The sequence below is a fragment of the Xanthomonas sp. WHRI 1810A genome (genome assembly GCF_040202885.1).
In the GTDB taxonomy this organism is placed as follows: Bacteria; Pseudomonadota; Gammaproteobacteria; order Pseudomonadales; family Pseudomonadaceae; genus Aquipseudomonas.
This window is the reverse complement of the sequence record NZ_JBEGED010000006.1, coordinates 251,154-268,568: the sequence shown is the minus strand read 5'-3', so window position 1 is coordinate 268,568 and position 17,415 is coordinate 251,154. Positions and strand designations below refer to the sequence as shown.

Sequence of the window (17,415 nt, the reverse complement as noted above, 5' to 3'; positions counted from 1 at the left end):
AAACATATAAACGAAAAGGCCCCGACCGAAGCCGAGGCCGATTGCGCCCCGACTGATCAGAGCGCCTTGACCTCGAAAATCTCTACATCAAAGGTCAACGTCTTGCCGGACAACGGGTGATTGAAGTCGATGGTCACCTGATCATCGTCGAACGCTTTCACGACACCGGGCAGCTCAGTGTTGGCCGCATCGTTGAAAATCACCAGCAGACCTTCGGAAAGCTCCATGCCCGCAAACTGCGAACGGGCGATCACTTGTACGTTCTGCGGGTTCGGCTGGCCAAACGCGTTTTCCGGCAGCACCTGGAGGCTGCGTTTGTCGCCCGCCTTGAAACCGAACAACAAAGTCTCAAAGCCCGGCAACAGGTTACCGTCTCCCACCTTGAACGTCGCTGGCGCTTTGTCGAACGTGCTGTCGACCGTCTCGCCGTTCTCCAGACGCAACGCGAAATGAAGGGTGACTTCCGTGTTCTGACCGATGCGTTGTTCCTGTGCAGCGGCTTCGGTCAATAACTGGTCAGTCATGAACGGTCTCTCCGGTTTTCTTGCTCTTGAACATATCCAGGGCAAGCATGATGGCGCCCACGGTGATGGCACTGTCAGCGACGTTGAACGCTGGGAAGCCATGCTCTTTCCAGTGCACAAAGATAAAGTCGATCACATGCCCGATGGCAATGCGGTCGTACAGATTACCTAGCGCACCGCCCAGCACCAAGGCCAGCGCAATCGCCAGCCAGGTTTCATCACGGCCCAGGCGTTTAAGCCAGACCACCAGCACGGCGCTCACCACGATTGCAATCAGGGCGAACAACCAGCGCTGCCAGCCGGAACTGTCGGCCAGGAAACTAAAGGCCGCGCCGGTGTTGTAGGCCAGCATCCAGCTGAAGTAGTCAGGGATGATGACGATCTGCTCGTACAACTCCAACCGGTTTTCGAAGTAGTACTTGCTCGCCTGATCAATGATCAGGACCAGCACGCTCAACCACAACCAGCTCAGACGGCCAAACCGGCCTGCGTTAGGCATAGTGACGAACCTCGCCAGCGCCGTAGATGTTGTCTACGCAGCGACCACAGATTTCCGGATGCTCGGGATCGACCCCAACGTCCTCGCGGTGATGCCAGCAACGCGCGCATTTGGCATGACCGGACTTGACCACTTTCAGCTTCAGCCCGCTGACTTCGGTCACCACCGCATCCGCAGGGGCGCTGACGAACGGCGCAACACCAGCGGTGGAGGTGATCAGCACGAAGCGCAGCTCGTTGCCCAGCTTGGACAAGTCGACGCCCAGTGCATCTTCCGCATACAGCGTGACCTCGGCCTGAAGGTTACCGCCGATGGCTTTCGCCGCCCGCAGGTTTTCCATTTCCTTGTTGACCGCCACCTTGACGGCCATGATCCGCTCCCAATAGGCGCGATCCAGCTCGATGCCTTCGGGCAGCTCGCTCAGGCCTTCGTACCAGGTGTTGAGCATGACTGACTCGTTACGCTCGCCCGGCAGGTACTGCCACAGCTCATCGGCGGTAAACGCCAGGATCGGCGCCATCCAGCGCACCAGCGCCTCGGAGATGTGGAACAGTGCAGTCTGGCAGGACCGACGTGCCTTGCTGTCGGCGCCAGTGGTGTACTGACGGTCCTTGATGATGTCCAGGTAGAAACCACCCAGCTCCTGCACGCAAAAATTGTGCACCTTGGAGTAGACATTCCAGAAACGGTATTCGCCGTAATGCTCTTCCAGCTCACGCTGCAACAGCAACGCGCGGTCGACAGCCCAACGATCCAGCGCGAGCATTTCTTCGGCGGGAAGAATGTCGGTGGCCGGGTTGAAGCCGGTCAGGTTCGAGAGCAGGAAACGCGCGGTGTTACGGATGCGACGGTACGCATCGGCGCTGCGCTGCAGGATGGTTTCCGAGACGGCCATTTCGCCGGAATAGTCGGTGGCCGACACCCACAGACGCATGATGTCGGCGCCCAGCGTGTCGTTGACCTTCTGTGGCGCAATGACGTTGCCCAGCGACTTGGACATCTTGCGACCGTTCTCGTCGACGGTAAAACCGTGCGTCAGCAATTCGCGGTACGGCGCGTGATCGTCGAGCATGCAACCGGTCAGCAAGGAAGAGTGAAACCAGCCGCGATGCTGATCCGAGCCTTCCAGGTACAAGTCAGCGCGCGGTCCGCTTTCGTGACCCATCGGGTGCGAGCCGCGCAGCACATGCCAGTGCGTGGTCCCTGAGTCGAACCAGACGTCCAGCGTATCGGAGATCTTGTCGTACTTGGGCGCCTCGTCACCGAGCAGTTCGGCAGCGTCCATCTTGAACCAGGCTTCGATGCCCTCTTTCTCGACGCGCAGCGCCACTTCTTCCATCAGCTCGACGGTGCGTGGGTGCAGCTCACCGCTTTCCTTGTGCAGGAAAAACGGGATCGGCACGCCCCAGTTACGCTGACGGGAGACGCACCAGTCAGGCCGGTTGGCGATCATCGAATGCAGACGCGCCTGACCCCAGGTCGGCACGAATTTGGTGTCTTCGATGGCTTTGACTGCGCGCTCCCGCAGGGTGTCGCCCGCCGTCGGCTGCTTGTCCATGCCAACGAACCACTGCGCCGTGGCGCGGTAGATCAGGGGCGTCTTGTGGCGCCAGCAGTGCATGTAGCTATGGGTGATGACTTCTGTGTCCATCAGCGCACCGACTTCTTTGAGCTTGTCGATGATGTTCTGGTTGGCCTTGAAGATGAACTGGCCGCCGAAGAACTCCAGAGACTCGACGTACACGCCGTTGCTCTGCACCGGGCTGATGATGTCATCGTTGGTCAGGCCGTAGCTTTTGCTGATCACGAAGTCGTCAACGCCGTAGGCAGGCGAACAGTGAACGACACCGGTACCCGCGCCCAGCTCGACGTAGTCCGCCAGATAGACCGGCGACAGGCGATCATAGAACGGGTGCCGGAAGTTGATCAGCTCAAGCGCAGCGCCAGGGGCAGTGGCGATCACCGAACCCTGCAGGTTGTAGCGCTTCAGGCACGATTCCACCAGCTCTTCAGCCAGCAGCAGCACGCGATCACCGACGTCGACCAGGGCGTAGCTGAATTCCGGATGGACATTGAGCGCCTGGTTGGCCGGGATGGTCCACGGGGTGGTGGTCCAGATCACGACGGCCGTGGGCTTGCTCAACGCAGGCAGGCCAAACGCCGCCGCGAGCTTGTCTTCGTCGGCGATCGGGAACGCCACGTCGATGGTGGATGATTTCTTGTCCTGGTATTCGACTTCGGCCTCAGCCAGCGCAGAGCCGCAATCGAAACACCAGTTCACAGGCTTGAGGCCCTTGAACACAAAACCGCCCTTGACCATTTCTGCCAGCGCGCGGATTTCTCCGGCTTCGTTGGCGAAATCCATGGTGCGGTACGGATTGGCCCAGTCGCCCAGCACGCCCAGACGGATGAACTCGGACTTTTGGCCCTCGATCTGTTCGGCGGCATAAGCGCGGCACAGCTCGCGGGTCTTGTCCGCGGGCAGGTTCTTGCCGTGGGTGACTTCGACCTTGTGCTCGATCGGCAGGCCGTGGCAGTCCCAGCCCGGCACATACGGGGCGTCAAAACCGGACAGGGTCTTGGAACGGATGATCATGTCCTTGAGGATCTTGTTGACCGCGTGACCGATGTGAATATTGCCGTTGGCGTAAGGAGGACCGTCGTGCAGGACGAACTTTGGACGATCCTTGCCAATTTCGCGCAGCTTCTGGTACAGGCCAATGCTGTCCCAGCGCTGCAGCGTTTGCGGCTCGCGCTGGGGCAGGCCGGCCTTCATCGGGAAGGCGGTGTCCGGAAGATTAAGCGTGGCTTTGTAATCGGTCATTTCAGGCTCTTGGTTAGCGGTTGGCCATGCCAATGGGCACGGGCGGCGGCGATATCCGCGTTGATCGCTGTCTTCAGCGCCTCAAGAGAGGCAAAACGCTGCTCATCACGCAGCTTGTGGTGGAAAACCACCGTCAAACGCCGGCCATAAATATCGCCGGTAAAATCCAGGAGATGCACTTCGAGATGGGCATTGCCATCACCTGCCACGGTGGGACGCACACCAATGTTGGCGACGCCTGGCCACGACGTACCGTCCAGTTCCGCGCTGACGAGGTAAACCCCGGTCAGAGGCACACGCCGTCGCTTGAGCTGCACATTCGCTGTGGGCGTGCCCAGCTGTCGTGCGAGCTTTTGGCCATGCAGGACCCGGCCGGATATTTCAAATGGGCGTCCCAGCAGACGCTCGGCCAAGGCAAAATCTGCGCTGGCCAATGCGGTGCGGACTTTCGTACTGCTGACCCGCGTACCTTCGATCTCGACGGTCTGCGCAGCTTCGACGGTAAAGCCTTGGGCGTTACCTGCCTGCTGCAGGAAGTGGAAGTCGCCGACACGGTCGCAACCAAAGCGAAAATCGTCACCGACCTCAAGATGCTTCACGTCCAGCCCGTCAATCAACACGGTATCAACGAACTCGGAAGCGCTCAGCCGGCTAAACCGCTGGTTGAAGGCCAGGCACAAGACGAGGTCCACGCCTTCATCGGCCAGCATTTTCAGCTTGTCACGTAGACGCGCCAACCGGGCCGGCGCCGTTTCCGGAGCAAAGAATTCGCGCGGCTGCGGTTCGAAAATCACCACGCAACTGGGCAGTCCCAACTCTACGGCACGCTCACGCAGACGCGCCAGGATTGCCTGGTGGCCACGGTGAACACCGTCGAAATTGCCAATAGTGGCGACGCAGCCCCGATGCTGGGGGCGCAGATTGTGAAGGCCTCGAACCAGCTGCATAACGCGCTTCTTGCTCATAAAGTGGCCGATTATAACCACACACCGCCGTCAACGACAGGCGACACATCCAGGCGAAACACAACAATCGGCGTTAACCGCCAAAAACCGCCGATTGTCCTTACATGATGGCGCTACGGGCGAAATCTTTCAGACGAAAGCCCAGCAACAGCAGCATGGCGAAATAAGTCACGCCCCCTGCTGCAACCAGAGCACCCAGACGAACCAGGCGCTCCAGCATCTGCCCCTCGCTCCATGCCGGCATCACATGCATCAAGCCCAACAGCACGATGGACATCACCGCGACCGCGATCACCAGCTTGCCCAGGAATATCGCCCAGCCCGGTTGCGGCTGAAACAGATCCTGTTTGCGCAACTGCCAGAACAGCAGACAGGCATTGATGCAGGCCCCGACACTGATCGCCAACGCCAGGCCCGCGTGCTGCAGCGGGCCGATGAAGATCAGGTTCAGCAACTGAGTAACAATGAGGGTGAAGATCGCAATTTTCACCGGGGTGCGAATATTTTGTTGAGCATAAAAACCCGGGGCCAGGACCTTGATCACGATGATCCCCAGCAATCCCAGCGAATAAGCGACCAGCGCGCGCTGCGTCATGGCCGCATCCAGAGCGTCAAACTTACCATACTGAAACAGCGAGACGGTCAGTGGCTCAGCGAGCAATCCCAGCGCCAACGTGCAAGGGAGTACCAATACGAAACACAAGCGCAGCCCCCAGTCGAGAATCCGCGAATACTCGTGCCGGTCCTTACTGGCGTAGGTCTTGGAGAGTATCGGCAGAAGAATAGTACCCAGCGCAACGCCGAGGACACCGGATGGCAACTCCATTAAACGGTCGGCGTAGTACATCCACGATACGGATCCGGCGACGAGAAATGAGGCAAAAATCGTGTTGATGATCAGAGAAATCTGACTCACCGAGACGCCAAGTATTGCAGGCAGCATCTGCTTCATTACTCGCCAGACGCCACGGTCGCGCAAATTGAGGCGTGGCAATACCAGCATTCCGATCTTCTTCAGATGCGGAAGTTGGTAAAGCAACTGCAGAAGACCGCCTGCCAGCACCGCCCAGCCCAGTGCCATCACCGGCGGATGGAAATACGGTGTCAGGAACAGCGCAAAGAAAATCATCGCCAGATTGAGCAGCGTCGGCACAAACGCCGGTACCGAAAACCGGTTCCACGTATTGAGGATCGCCCCCGCCAGCGAGGAGAGCGAAATCAGCAATATATAAGGAAAGGTCACGCGCAGCAGATCGGAGGTCAGCTGGAATTTTTCCGGTGTGTCCGCAAAGCCTGGCGCGGTGGCCCAGATGACCCAGGGCGCAAAGACGATGCCCAGTAGCGTGACCAGGGCCAGCGCCAATGTCAGCAACCCGGTGACGTAGGCGACAAACGTGCGGGTCGCCTCTTCACCCTGCTGACTCTTGTATTCCGCGAGGATTGGCACGAATGCCTGAGAAAATGCCCCTTCGGCAAAGATCCGGCGCAGAAGATTGGGCAGTTTAAAGGCGATGAAGAAGGCATCGGTAGCCATCCCCGCGCCGAAAGTACGCGCGATGATGGTATCTCGAACGAACCCAAGAACCCTTGAAAGCATTGTGATAGAGCTTACGGCGGCCAGCGATTTGAGTAGATTCATCGAGAGGTTGTATGCCCAGACCAAAGGATGCGAGATAACGCGATCCATTTATGCGATACTCCGCGCCGCAAAACAGCTCAGAGCCAAAACCCGCGAGTTTACAGGTCGCACGCCGGAAAGAAATATCCACGGCGGCACATGGCGACCACTCAGCGGAACGCATCATCTGCCCTTGACAAGACTTCAACTCATCGGCATGATTCGCGGCCTATTTTGTTAGCTATTTCCCAAGTCTTTCGAGGAGCTCGACGGTGGCCAACACACCTTCCGCCAAAAAACGTGCAAAACAGGCTGAGAAGCGTCGCAGCCACAACGCCAGCATGCGTTCCATGGTTCGTACCTACATCAAGAACGTAGTGAAAGCCATCGACGCTAAAGACGCTGAAAAAGCGCAAGCTGCTTATGTTCTGGCTGTGCCAGTTATCGACCGTATGGCCGATAAAGGCATCATCCACAAGAACAAAGCTGCTCGCCATAAAGGTCGCTTGAATGGCCACATCAAGGCTCTGAACCTTGCTGCTGCAGCCTAAGCGATACGCTTGTTAAAAAACCGACCCCAGGGTCGGTTTTTTATTGCCTGCCATTTGAGGCACTGACATGTGTAGGAGCGGGCTTGGCCGTAAAGACACCAGGATATGCGAAGCACAGTTCTAAACCGTGCTAACCACTTCGCGGGGCAAGCCTCGCTCCAACAAGGTTTACGGGGCTGGAGCTTGCGCCCATGGCAGGATAGGAATCGCGGTCACTGCGTTCTGAGGACTGCCTTCGACAACACGGTCGCTGTAGACCAGATAGACCAGCGCATTCCTTTTCTTGTCGAAGAAGCGCACCACCTGCATGGTTTTGAACACCAGCGACGTACGCTCCTTGAACACCTCGTCGCCGTCCTTGAGCTGCTCCTTGAAGTGAATCGGCCCGACCTGGCGACAAGCGATGGAGGCCTCGGCACGGTCCTCAGCCAGACCCAAACCGCCCTTCACTCCCCCGGTCTTGGCCCGAGACAGGTAGCACGTCACGCCATCAACCTTGGGATCGTCAAAAGCCTCTACCACGATCCGGTCGTTCGGACCGACAAACTTGAACACCGTTGAGACTTCGCCGATCTGCTCTGCAGAGGCCAACAGGGGCAGCATTGCAAGCGCGCCCAGCACTACTTTCACGATTCGCATCGCAGATTTCCTTAAATGAAGACTGGGGATCAGACCAGAATCAGATTATCCCGATGGACCAACTCCGGCTCAGCCATATACCCCAACGCATTCACGATGGCGTCGGAAGGCTGGCCGATGATTTTTTGAGCTTCCAATGCACTGTAGTTGCTCAGGCCTCGAGCGATCTCACGGCCGTCAGGCCCTACGCAGACGACCATCTCGCCACGACGGAAACTGCCCTGCACCAGCTTGACGCCTACCGGCAGCAGACTTTTGTGGTCTTGAGCCAGTGCTTTTACCGCGCCCTCGTCCAACACCAGCGTCCCGCGGGTTTGCAGATGCCCGGCAAGCCACTGCTTGCGGGCCGCGAGCATTTCGCGCTCAGGAGAAAGAAGGGTACCCAATCGCTCGCCCGCTTTCAGTCGCGCAAGCACGCGCTCGATACGGCCACCGACGATCACCGTATGCGCGCCCGAGCGAGCGGCCAACCTGGCCGCACGCAACTTGGTCTGCATGCCGCCACGCCCTAGCGCCCCACCCGTACCGCCCGCCACAGCGTCCAGCGCCGGGTCGTCTGCACGAGCTTCATAGATCAATTGGGCTTCAGGGTTATTGCGCGGATCGGCGTCAAACATGCCGTCACGGTCCGTGAGAATGACCAGAAGATCAGCCTCGACCAGATTGGCCACCAATGCCGCGAGGGTATCGTTGTCACCAAAGCGAATTTCGTCGGTGACCACCGTGTCGTTCTCATTGATGACCGGCACCACACCCAGATCAACCAACGTGCGGAGCGTGCTGCGCGCATTAAGGTAGCGCTTGCGGTCAGACAGATCGTCATGGGTCAGCAGAATCTGCGCAGTGTGGCGACCATGCTCCGCAAAGCTCGACTCCCACGCCTGCACCAAACCCATCTGCCCGATGGCCGCCGCCGCCTGAAGCTCATGCATGGCGCTCGGTCGCACAGTCCAGCCCAGTCGGCTCATGCCGGCAGCAACAGCACCAGATGACACCAGAACCAGCTCGACGCCCGCCTCGTGCAGCGCCACCATCTGCTCGACCCAAACACCCATTGCGTCGCGATCAAGACCCTTGCCATCTGCCGTCAGCAGCGCACTCCCGATCTTCACCACCCAACGCTGGGCACCTGTCACCTTGCTGCGCATGATCTTTCAACCTTCAGCCAGAGTTCAAATTCAAGATACTAAAACGCCGCTATCTAAGCGGCGCTGTAGTTTACTTCAGTGAATCAGTCGCGGACGTAAATGATTTCCGGACCGTCTTCATCATCCACATCTTCCTCATCCCAGTCATCGTCACCGATATCGTGGACGCTCTTCACGCCACTGCGACGCAGTGCGCGCTGATCATCGAGCGCTTGCAACTGCGCCCGCGCCTCGTCTTCGATGCTCTGATCCAGCTCAGCCAAGGCCTCAGCGTAAGCGGGGTCGTTCGCGAGGCGGTCAGCGCGATCTTCGAGATAACGCATGATGTCGCGAGTGAGCTGCTCGGTGCCCTCTTTGGCAATCGCGGAGATCACGTACACCGGGCCGGTCCACTCCAGACGATCAATGATCTCCTGCTTGCGAGCTTCGTGCTCTTCTTCGAGGATCTGGTCGCACTTGTTCAGCACCAGCCAGCGATCCCGCTCGGCGAGGGACGGGCTGAATTTCTCCAGCTCACTGACGATCACCTCTGCCGCATCCGGGGCGCTGGTTTCGTCCAGCGGCGCCATGTCGACCAGGTGCAGCAGCAGACGCGTACGCGCCAGGTGCTTAAGGAAGCGAATGCCCAGACCAGCGCCGTGGGAGGCACCTTCGATCAGGCCAGGGATGTCAGCGATGACGAAGCTTTTCCAGCGATCGACACTGACCACGCCCAGATTCGGCACCAACGTGGTGAACGGGTAGTCAGCGACTTTCGGCTTGGCAGCCGACACCGAGCGGATAAACGTGCTTTTGCCTGCGTTCGGCAATCCCAGCAAACCGACGTCTGCCAGCACCTTGAGCTCAAGCTTGAGGTCACGCTGCTCGCCCGGCTTGCCTGGGGTGGTTTGACGCGGCGCGCGGTTGGTACTGGATTTGAAGCGGGTGTTGCCCAGACCGTGCCAGCCACCCTGAACCACCAGCAGGCGCTGGCCGGCTTTGGTGAGGTCGCCGATGATTTCCTGAGTGCCCGCATCGATGACCGTCGTACCGACCGGAACGCGCAGCACCATTTCTTCGCCCTTACGGCCGGTGCAATCGGCGCTGCCGCCATTGGAGCCACGCTCGGCATCGAAGTGACGGGTATAGCGGTAGTCGACCAGGGTGTTGAGGTTTTCATCAGCGACCATGTAGATCGAGCCGCCGTCACCGCCGTCACCGCCGTTAGGCCCACCGTTCTCGATGAATTTTTCGCGGCGGAAGCTCATGCAACCGTTGCCGCCGTCGCCAGCCTTTACTCGAATGGATACTTCATCAACAAATTTCATAACACACGCCTCCCGTCACGAAGACGAGCAGAAACAGCATAAATACATAAGGCTCTTGCAAAGATGAGCGTTGCGATACCGATCAAAAACCAGCGACCCTCGGGTCCACATCACAACGGCTCACACAAACAGCTTTGCAAGAGACTCACCAAACAGATCCATCTGAAACCGATTCACCTGCACACCGACTTAGTGACAAACAAAAAGGCCCTGTCGCGAGACAGGGCCTTTTGAACTCAGACAACGCGAAGACGCAGGGCCCTCTCGCAGACTGAGCTGCTGCGAGATTATGCCGCGACTTCAGTCTTTGGCACGATGCTCACATAACGGCGGTTGAAAGCGCCCTTAACCTGGAACTTGATCACGCCTTCCACTTTCGCGAACAGGGTGTGATCTTTGCCCATGCCAACACCGTAGCCGGCGTGGAACTGGGTACCGCGCTGACGCACGATGATGTTGCCTGGGATGATAGCCTGGCCGCCGTACATCTTCACGCCAAGACGTTTGGCTTCTGAATCGCGACCGTTACGGGTACTACCACCAGCTTTTTTGTGTGCCATGAGTTCAATACTCCTATTGGGCTAGCAGGCTGAAATTCAGGCCGTGATAGCGGTGATTTTGATCTCGGTGAACCACTGGCGGTGGCCCATACGCTTCATGTGGTGCTTACGACGACGGAACTTGATGATGCGGATTTTATCGTGACGCCCTTGGGAGATCACTTCAGCCACAACAGTAGCGCCGGTTACGACTGGAGCACCGATATTGACGGTTTCGCCATCGGCAACCAGCAATACGCGGTCAAAAGTCACGGATTCGCCAGTGGCGATTTCCAGTTTTTCGATTTTCAGGTATTCACCTGGGGCGACTTTGTACTGCTTGCCACCGGTAACAATTACTGCGTACATGGGTATTTCTCCGAAAATCCTGCTCACCCAGCTCTTTATAAGAAGAGTATCGGCTGGCATGGCTGCATGCGGCTGGAACGGCTCACATGCAATTGCGTAAGGCAGGTGCTGCCCAGGAAAGTTAGGGTGCGCGATTGTACGCAAGCGACGTACGCCTTGCAAGCGGTGCAATGTGACGCCTTGACAGGGTGGGGCCTGCAACCTAGCATGCCGCGCAACCCTTCTGGAGCACGTCTCGCTGATGCAACCCCAAGCCTTCTACCGCGCTGTGGCGGACGACTTTACTGCCGTCGACCACATTATCAAGAAGCAGCTGACATCGCGCGTGCCGCTGGTCTCGAAAATCGGCGACTACATCACCTCCGCTGGCGGCAAACGTCTGCGTCCACTGCTGGTATTGCTGTGTGGCAAAGCACTGGGCAAAGGCGGTGATGACTTGCGTCTGTTGGCCGCAACCATCGAATTCCTGCACACCGCGACCCTGCTGCATGACGACGTGGTCGACATGTCCGGCATGCGCCGTGGACGCTCGACCGCCAACGCCATGTGGGGCAACGCACCCAGCGTGCTGGTGGGCGACTTCCTTTATTCGCGCTCATTCGAAATGATGGTCGAGCTCGGTTCGATGCCGGTCATGCAGATTCTGTCCAAGGCCACGCGCATCATTGCCGAGGGGGAAGTCCTGCAGTTGTCGAAGATCCGCGACGCCAGCACGACAGAAGAAACCTACATGGAAGTGATTCGCGGCAAGACAGCCATGCTGTTCGAAGCCTCGACCCACAGCGCCGCCGCACTGGCCGAAGCGTCCCATGAGCAGAGTGAAGCCTTGCGCACCTTCGGCGATCACCTGGGTATCGCCTTCCAGCTCGTCGACGACCTGCTCGATTATCGCGGCGATGCCGAAACCCTTGGCAAGAACGTCGGCGATGACCTGGCCGAAGGCAAGCCCACCCTGCCCCTGATCTACGCCATGCGTGAAGGTACGCCCGAACAGGCAGCCCTGGTGCGCCAGGCGATTCAGAAAGGCGGCCTGGAAGACCTCGAAAGCATCCGAGAAGCGGTCGAGAGCGCAGGTGCACTCGATTACACCGCGCAACTGGCGCGCGATTACGCGACCCGCGCCATCGCGTGCCTGCAGGTCCTGCCGGACAGCGAATACAAGGATGCCTTGATCGAGCTGAGCGAGTTCGCGGTCGCCCGCACGCACTGATCAACCCGCCCCGCTACACCCAAGCCCGTCCATGTGACGGGCTTTTTGTTTCTTGATACCGGCCATCTCAAATGCGAACAAATCTCAAATAGATCCTTGCTATTTATCAGATAGGAATTATTCTCATTGAACACTCAAGGAGAATGAACATGATTTATCTCATCGACGCATGGCTGGATCGGCCACATCCGTATCTGAGAATCCTGCACCGCGAAACGGGCGAAGTGTGTGCGGTCCTGCATGAGGATGCGCTGGACGAGTTGATGGATCAGGGGGATCTGGACGTCAACAGCCTGAGCTCGTGCGAACCCGGTGTTCAAAAGGAGATGGTGCGCAATCTGTTTCTGTTCTGCTATGCCCGGGCATTGCGCCCTGGGCTGGAGCTGCATTGAGTGCCAGCTTTAAGCCACAAGCCACAAGCCACAAGCCACAAGCCACAAGCCCACAGCATGAGCTTGAAGCTTGAAACTTGAAGCTATGAAACCTTACAGAACGTCCAGCAGCTCGACGTCAAACACCAGCACGCTGTGCGGCGCGATGCTGCCGACGCCTTGAGCGCCGTAAGCCAGTTCGCTTGGAACGTACAGACGCCATTTGCTACCGGCGTTCATCAATTGCAGCGCCTCGGTCCAGCCTGGAATAACACCGCCGACCGGAAATTCAGCAGGCTCGCCGCGATCGTAGGAGCTGTCGAACACAGTGCCGTCGATCAGGGTGCCGTGGTAGTGAGTACGCACGTGGCTTTCGCGCGTAGGCTTGGCGCCTGTGCCCGTGGTCACAACTTCATACTGCAGGCCCGACGGCAGCGTGGTCACGCCTTCGCGCTTGGCGTTTTCAGCCAGATACGCCAAGCCTTCGCCAGCAGCGGCCTCAGCCTTGGCAGCCGCTTCGCTCTGCATGATTTCACGGATGACTTTGAAGCTTGCAGCCATTTCTTCCTGGTTGACGCGGCTTGGCTGACCCGCATACGCGTCGGTCAGGCCGGCCAGGATAGCGTCCAGGCTGACACCCGGTGGCGGGTTATCGCGCAGTTGGTCGCCCAACTGACGGCCGATGCCGTAGCTGACGCGTGTTTCGTCGGTGGACAGATTGACTTCGGACATAACACTGCTCCGCTTAAAGAGCGCCTGCGGGCGCCCCGAACCAAAAGGCCGAGCAGCCTAGCACAATCGGGCAAACGGCCCTAGGCGCGCCTCACTCACGACCAGGATGAGCGCATCGAAATCGGCACCCGCAAGGGTTGCTGCCGCGTTTCCTGCAGCCCGCACATCTCGTCGTAGACGGACGCATGAATCAGGAAAAATGGCACCGGCGGCAGCGCCTCAAGCAGCTGGCGCGCATGCTCCACAGAACGCAGGTGCAAGGTCTTGCCATCGACATCGCGCAGCGGGTGGACAACGCCCTGCATGTGCGCTTCAAGCAGATAGATGCCGCCTTCGATGGAAATCACGTTCAGCTCGTCCACCTGCCCGGCCGCAGCGTGGGCGCTCAGATCCTGCATATTCATGGACGAGCCCTCTTATCAATGCTTGGTCAGCTTATCCAGGTAACCCATGGCAAACGCGGAGACCACGAACGTCATGTGAATGATCACGTACCACATGAGGTATTGCGGCTCTATGTTCTTGGCATCCATAAATACCCGCAGTAGGTGGATCGACGAAATCGCCACGATGGAGGCCGCGACCTTCATCTTCAGCGAGGTGGAGTCCATCTTGCCCAGCCAGTTGAGCTTTTCCTTATCGTCGTCGATGTCCAGTTGCGAGACAAAGTTCTCGTAGCCGGAAATCATCACCATGACCAACAGACCGCCCACCAGGGCCATGTCGATCAGCGACAGCAGGACCAGAATCAAGTCCGATTCCGCCAATGCGAAGACATTGGGAATGACGTGGAAAATCTCTTGGAAGAACTTCAGCGCCAGCGCGAGCAGCCCCAGAGACAAACCAAAATAGATAGGCGCCAGCAACCAGCGCGACGCGTACATGGCATTTTCGAAAAAGCGTTCCATTGAAACTCACAGTTCATTAACAAGCCGGCAAGTATAGGGCGTACCGATTGACTGGCAATCTGCGCAGACAACTATTGAAACAATTGACCCCCTCGATCCACGAACAAGCGCCGCCCGAAACCGGAACTACAGGACAACACGGGCGGCGTTTCCGGACGATGAGCAGCTACATCAACTCATCGGGGAAGATTGCTGGCTTTGGCTTGCCGAGCTGTTGATCCGTCGCAGTTCGCCTTGCAGGTGAACGCTCCAGATCGGTATTTCCTCGGCGGTTTGATAGCCATGCAGCGTGAGGCTTTCAGCAATCGCATCCAGCACCGACTCTGCGGCGACAGGCCCATGAAAGGGCCCCTGAGACTTGAGGGCGGTGGGTTGTTCTCCGGACATTCCAGCGGCAAACAACAAGGTCCACATCCCCTTATCGCCGGACAACGGACGGATGACGCATTCGATTCGGGTCATCAGACCCAGGCATTGGCGAGTGAGACAGAGGCTGCGCGTCATGGCGAGCTCCTCGGTAGCTACAGTGTTCGCGCGTTACGGCAATACGGGCGCGTCAGTCCTTTTGACAACTGTGGTAACGAGACAATATAGAAGAACCGCTCCCCTCGAAAAGCCTGAAAACAAACGGGGCGCCGAATGGTCATTTAGCCATCATGCGCCCATTTTGTTGACGTCAAACCCTCAGCTTTTCAACTCTGGCTGTAATTGTGGCGGCTCTTTTTCAAGGTCCTTGAGGTCTTCTTCGCTGAGCATCTCGGCGATGTCACGCAGACGGTCCACCACCCTGCCGTTCACCGAGTCATCCGGGAATTGACCGTCTTCATCGGCTTCGCCCACCGGCTGCCCGACCAGCAGACTCAATGCCTCATCCACCTGGCGCACGGCATAAACATGGAACCGCCCGTCACGCACCGCTTGCAGCACTTTCTCATCAAGCATCAGCGTGGTGACGTTGGCGTGCGGGATGATCGCGCCCTGCTCCCCGGTCAGTCCGCGCGCTTCACAGAGGCGGAAGAAGCCTTCGATCTTCTCGTTGACCCCACCCACCGCCTGCACTTCACCAAACTGGTTGATGGACCCGGTGATCGCGAAACACTGCTTGAGCGGGGTTTTGGACAACGCGGAAATCAGCGTGCAGACCTCGCCCAGCGATGCGCTGTCGCCGTCCACGTAACCGTAGGATTGCTCCAGGGCAATGCTCGCTGAAATCGCCAGCGGAAATTCCTGTGCGTATCGGCTGCCCAGGTAGCCAGTGAGGATCATCACGCCCTTGGAGTGGATCGGCTGACCGAGGTTGACCTCGCGCTCGATGTCGACGATGCCGCTGCCGCCGGGGTAGACCGTCGCCGAAATGCGTGCCGGCACACCGAAGGCCGAATCGCCGACTTCCAGCACCGTCAAGCCGTTGCACTTGCCGACGGCCGCGCCTGCGGTGTCGATCAGGATGACGCCCGCGAGCATGTCATCAAGGATGCGCGCCGAGACGCGTCCGGTACGCGTGGCCTTGGCCTTCAATGCGCGCTCGATATGACCGGCATCGGTGCGTTCATCATTGGCCAGACTGCGAATGAAATCCGCCTCGCTGACCAGCTGAAACAGATCACCGATCCGCGCCGACAGCCGTCCCTGGTGTTCCGCCAGGCGAGCGCTGTAGGTGGCCAGTCGGGCTACCGCATCGGCGGTCAAAGGCGCCATGCCTTCTTCGGACGTCCGGGTTTTCAACAGCTGGGCAAACTGCTCCAGGCTTTCGTCGACCATCGGGATGTCTTCATCGAAATCCACCAGGACGCGAAACATCTCCTGGAAGTCCGGATCGAGGTCCTGCAGCGTGTAATACAGCGAACGTGCGCCAATGATGATGACCTTGACCGTCAGCGGGATCACTTGCGGGGTCAGGGTCACGGTCGCCAGACGACCCAGTTCACCCAGCGGCGACTCCATCTTCAGTTTGCGCGATTGCAAGGCGCGCTTGAGCGCATCCCACACGAACGGCTCGCTGAGCATCTTTTCCGCTTCCAGCACCAGAAAACCACCGTTGGCGCGATGAAACGCACCGGGGCGCAGCTGACGATATGTGGTGTAGAGCGCGCCTTGATCGGTGCTGTATTCGATGCGGCCGAACAGGTTGTCGTAGGTCGGATGCGGCTCGAACACCACCGGCGCGCCGCCGCTGGCAGCATGCCCGACCACAAGGCTCGGCAGGTATTGTTCTTCGAGCATGATGCGGGCCTGCGCATCGGGCTTGCTGTCGTCGACCAGTTGCTCGACCACGGTTTTCAGCAGGTTGACCTGCACCGCTTGAAGGTACGCGCACACCGCAGCGTTTTCCGCGTAGTGCTCGGACAAGGGCGCCAACAGGGGCTGCAACGCCAGTGTGATGGTTTCTTCGTTGAGCTGACGCAGTTGATTGCTGGACTCGCGCTTCCACTGCGGGAGGCTGGCCAATTCTTCGTTCAAGCGCTCTTCAAGCGACGAAATGTCTTCGTGGAAACGCTCGCGATCAGCTTCGGGCAGCTGCGAGAACTCCGCCTCGTCCAGCGCCTTGCCATCGGCCATGGGCGTGAAGGCGATATTGGTGTTGTCGCGATACAGCGCAATACCTTTTTCCAGGGCCAGGCGTTCGATCACATCCAGGGCGCGGTCGTAGCGCTGGTTGAAGGCGCGGTCGATGGCGCTCTTTTTCTGCTGGTAGGACGGGTGCTCGAACACCGCAGGAAAGGTCGCCAGCAAGTTGTCGACCAGCCCGTTGATGTCGTTGATGAAGGCACTGGCGCTGCCCGGCGGCAATTCCAGCGCCTTGGGCTCGCGCGGCTCATCGAAATTATTGACGTAGACCCAGTCGCACGGGGTCTGCATGCGCTTGCCCTCGGCCTTGAGGTAGCGCTTGACGAACGAGAACCGGCCCGTGCCGGGTTCGCCCATCACAAAGACGTTGTAGCCCGGGCGTGGCATGGCCACACCGAATTGCAGTGCCTCGACCGCTCGTTCCTGGCCGAGCACGCCGCGAAAGGGTTCCAGATCGTTGGTCGTCGTGAAGCTGAACTGTTCAGCGGAAAAGGGACGGGTCAGCGCCTCAGGCGCAAGTCGCAAGCTGGCAGCAACAGGATCGGGCATCGGACATCCTTACATCAGGCGGGGCAGATGGGCGCATTCTGGCGCTCGGCGCACCAGACTGGCAAGGCAGGAAAAGGCCGATGCCCGATTCTGT

At 58.8% G+C, this 17,415-nt stretch carries 17 protein-coding genes and 1 pseudogene; 3 read left to right on the top strand and 15 right to left on the bottom strand.

The features are described from left to right. Positions 1 to 56: 56 nt before the first annotated feature. The 5 genes from ABQX22_RS11780 to murJ form a co-directional block, all read right to left on the bottom strand. Positions 57 to 524, bottom strand: coding sequence for an FKBP-type peptidyl-prolyl cis-trans isomerase (locus tag ABQX22_RS11780; protein ID WP_349799628.1), 468 nt, complete (start codon positions 522 to 524; stop codon positions 57 to 59). Beyond that, positions 517 to 1,023, bottom strand: a complete 507-nt coding sequence (lspA, locus tag ABQX22_RS11775) for a signal peptidase II (RefSeq protein ID WP_349799626.1) — start codon at positions 1,021 to 1,023, stop codon at positions 517 to 519. Before lspA ends, ABQX22_RS11780 begins: the two co-directional genes overlap by 8 nt. After that, positions 1,016 to 3,847, bottom strand: a complete 2,832-nt coding sequence (ileS, locus tag ABQX22_RS11770) for an isoleucine--tRNA ligase (RefSeq protein WP_349799624.1) — start codon at positions 3,845 to 3,847, stop codon at positions 1,016 to 1,018. The genes lspA and ileS overlap by 8 nt, the downstream gene beginning before the upstream one ends. Further along, complete coding sequence (gene ribF / locus ABQX22_RS11765) at positions 3,844 to 4,794, bottom strand: bifunctional riboflavin kinase/FAD synthetase (RefSeq protein ID WP_349799622.1); 951 nt, start codon at positions 4,792 to 4,794, stop codon at positions 3,844 to 3,846. Before ribF ends, ileS begins: the two co-directional genes overlap by 4 nt. A gap of 118 nt (positions 4,795 to 4,912) precedes the next feature. Beyond that, positions 4,913 to 6,499, bottom strand: a complete 1,587-nt coding sequence (gene murJ / locus ABQX22_RS11760) for a murein biosynthesis integral membrane protein MurJ (protein WP_349799621.1) — start codon at positions 6,497 to 6,499, stop codon at positions 4,913 to 4,915. A gap of 203 nt (positions 6,500 to 6,702) precedes the next feature. Here murJ and rpsT point away from each other — a divergent pair, with 203 nt between their 5' ends. Next, complete coding sequence (gene rpsT, locus ABQX22_RS11755) at positions 6,703 to 6,981, top strand: 30S ribosomal protein S20 (protein ID WP_037015424.1); 279 nt, start codon at positions 6,703 to 6,705, stop codon at positions 6,979 to 6,981. Between the two features lie 168 nt (positions 6,982 to 7,149). On the opposite strand, the gene ABQX22_RS11750 is transcribed toward rpsT, so the two are convergent. From ABQX22_RS11750 to rplU, 5 genes and pseudogenes are all read right to left on the bottom strand, one after another. Then, positions 7,150 to 7,620 carry a CreA family protein gene (locus tag ABQX22_RS11750; protein WP_349799619.1) on the bottom strand — a complete coding sequence of 157 codons (471 nt, stop codon included), beginning with the start codon at positions 7,618 to 7,620 and terminating at the stop codon, positions 7,150 to 7,152. Between the two features lie 29 nt (positions 7,621 to 7,649). Beyond that, entirely contained in the window at positions 7,650 to 8,768 is a 1,119-nt protein-coding gene (proB, locus tag ABQX22_RS11745) for a glutamate 5-kinase (RefSeq protein ID WP_349799617.1), read from the bottom strand. Between the two features lie 245 nt (positions 8,769 to 9,013). Continuing rightward, a pseudogene (cgtA, locus tag ABQX22_RS11740) lies at positions 9,014 to 10,075 on the bottom strand (Obg family GTPase CgtA); the annotation flags it as partial. A 287-nt stretch (positions 10,076 to 10,362) separates the two neighbouring features. Continuing rightward, on the bottom strand, positions 10,363 to 10,635 hold the full coding sequence (rpmA, locus tag ABQX22_RS11735) for a 50S ribosomal protein L27 (RefSeq protein ID WP_268798113.1): 273 nt from the start codon (positions 10,633 to 10,635) through the stop codon (positions 10,363 to 10,365). Positions 10,636 to 10,671: 36 nt separating this feature from the next. Then, entirely contained in the window at positions 10,672 to 10,983 is a 312-nt protein-coding gene (gene rplU, locus ABQX22_RS11730) for a 50S ribosomal protein L21 (RefSeq protein ID WP_349799613.1), read from the bottom strand. 241 nt (positions 10,984 to 11,224) lie between these two features. Between rplU and ABQX22_RS11725 the strand changes: the two genes are divergently transcribed. Further along, a complete protein-coding gene (locus ABQX22_RS11725; protein ID WP_349799611.1) occupies positions 11,225 to 12,193 on the top strand; it encodes a polyprenyl synthetase family protein in 969 nt (322 codons plus the stop codon). Between the two features lie 149 nt (positions 12,194 to 12,342). Beyond that, positions 12,343 to 12,585 carry a PA4570 family protein gene (locus tag ABQX22_RS11720; protein ID WP_349799609.1) on the top strand — a complete coding sequence of 81 codons (243 nt, stop codon included), beginning with the start codon at positions 12,343 to 12,345 and terminating at the stop codon, positions 12,583 to 12,585. 93 nt (positions 12,586 to 12,678) lie between these two features. Here ABQX22_RS11720 and ABQX22_RS11715 read toward each other — a convergent pair whose 3' ends face one another. From ABQX22_RS11715 to ABQX22_RS11695, 5 genes are all read right to left on the bottom strand, one after another. After that, on the bottom strand, positions 12,679 to 13,296 hold the full coding sequence (locus ABQX22_RS11715; RefSeq protein ID WP_349799607.1) for an FKBP-type peptidyl-prolyl cis-trans isomerase: 618 nt from the start codon (positions 13,294 to 13,296) through the stop codon (positions 12,679 to 12,681). Positions 13,297 to 13,391: 95 nt separating this feature from the next. Beyond that, positions 13,392 to 13,700, bottom strand: a complete 309-nt coding sequence (locus ABQX22_RS11710; RefSeq protein WP_349799605.1) for a DUF6482 family protein — start codon at positions 13,698 to 13,700, stop codon at positions 13,392 to 13,394. Positions 13,701 to 13,715: 15 nt separating this feature from the next. Continuing rightward, positions 13,716 to 14,204, bottom strand: coding sequence for a TIGR00645 family protein (locus ABQX22_RS11705; RefSeq protein WP_349799603.1), 489 nt, complete (start codon positions 14,202 to 14,204; stop codon positions 13,716 to 13,718). A gap of 171 nt (positions 14,205 to 14,375) precedes the next feature. Then, a complete protein-coding gene (locus ABQX22_RS11700) occupies positions 14,376 to 14,708 on the bottom strand; it encodes a PA4575 family protein (protein ID WP_349799601.1) in 333 nt (110 codons plus the stop codon). A 180-nt stretch (positions 14,709 to 14,888) separates the two neighbouring features. Next, a complete protein-coding gene (locus ABQX22_RS11695) occupies positions 14,889 to 17,321 on the bottom strand; it encodes a Lon protease family protein (protein WP_349799599.1) in 2,433 nt (810 codons plus the stop codon). Positions 17,322 to 17,415 lie beyond the last annotated feature (94 nt).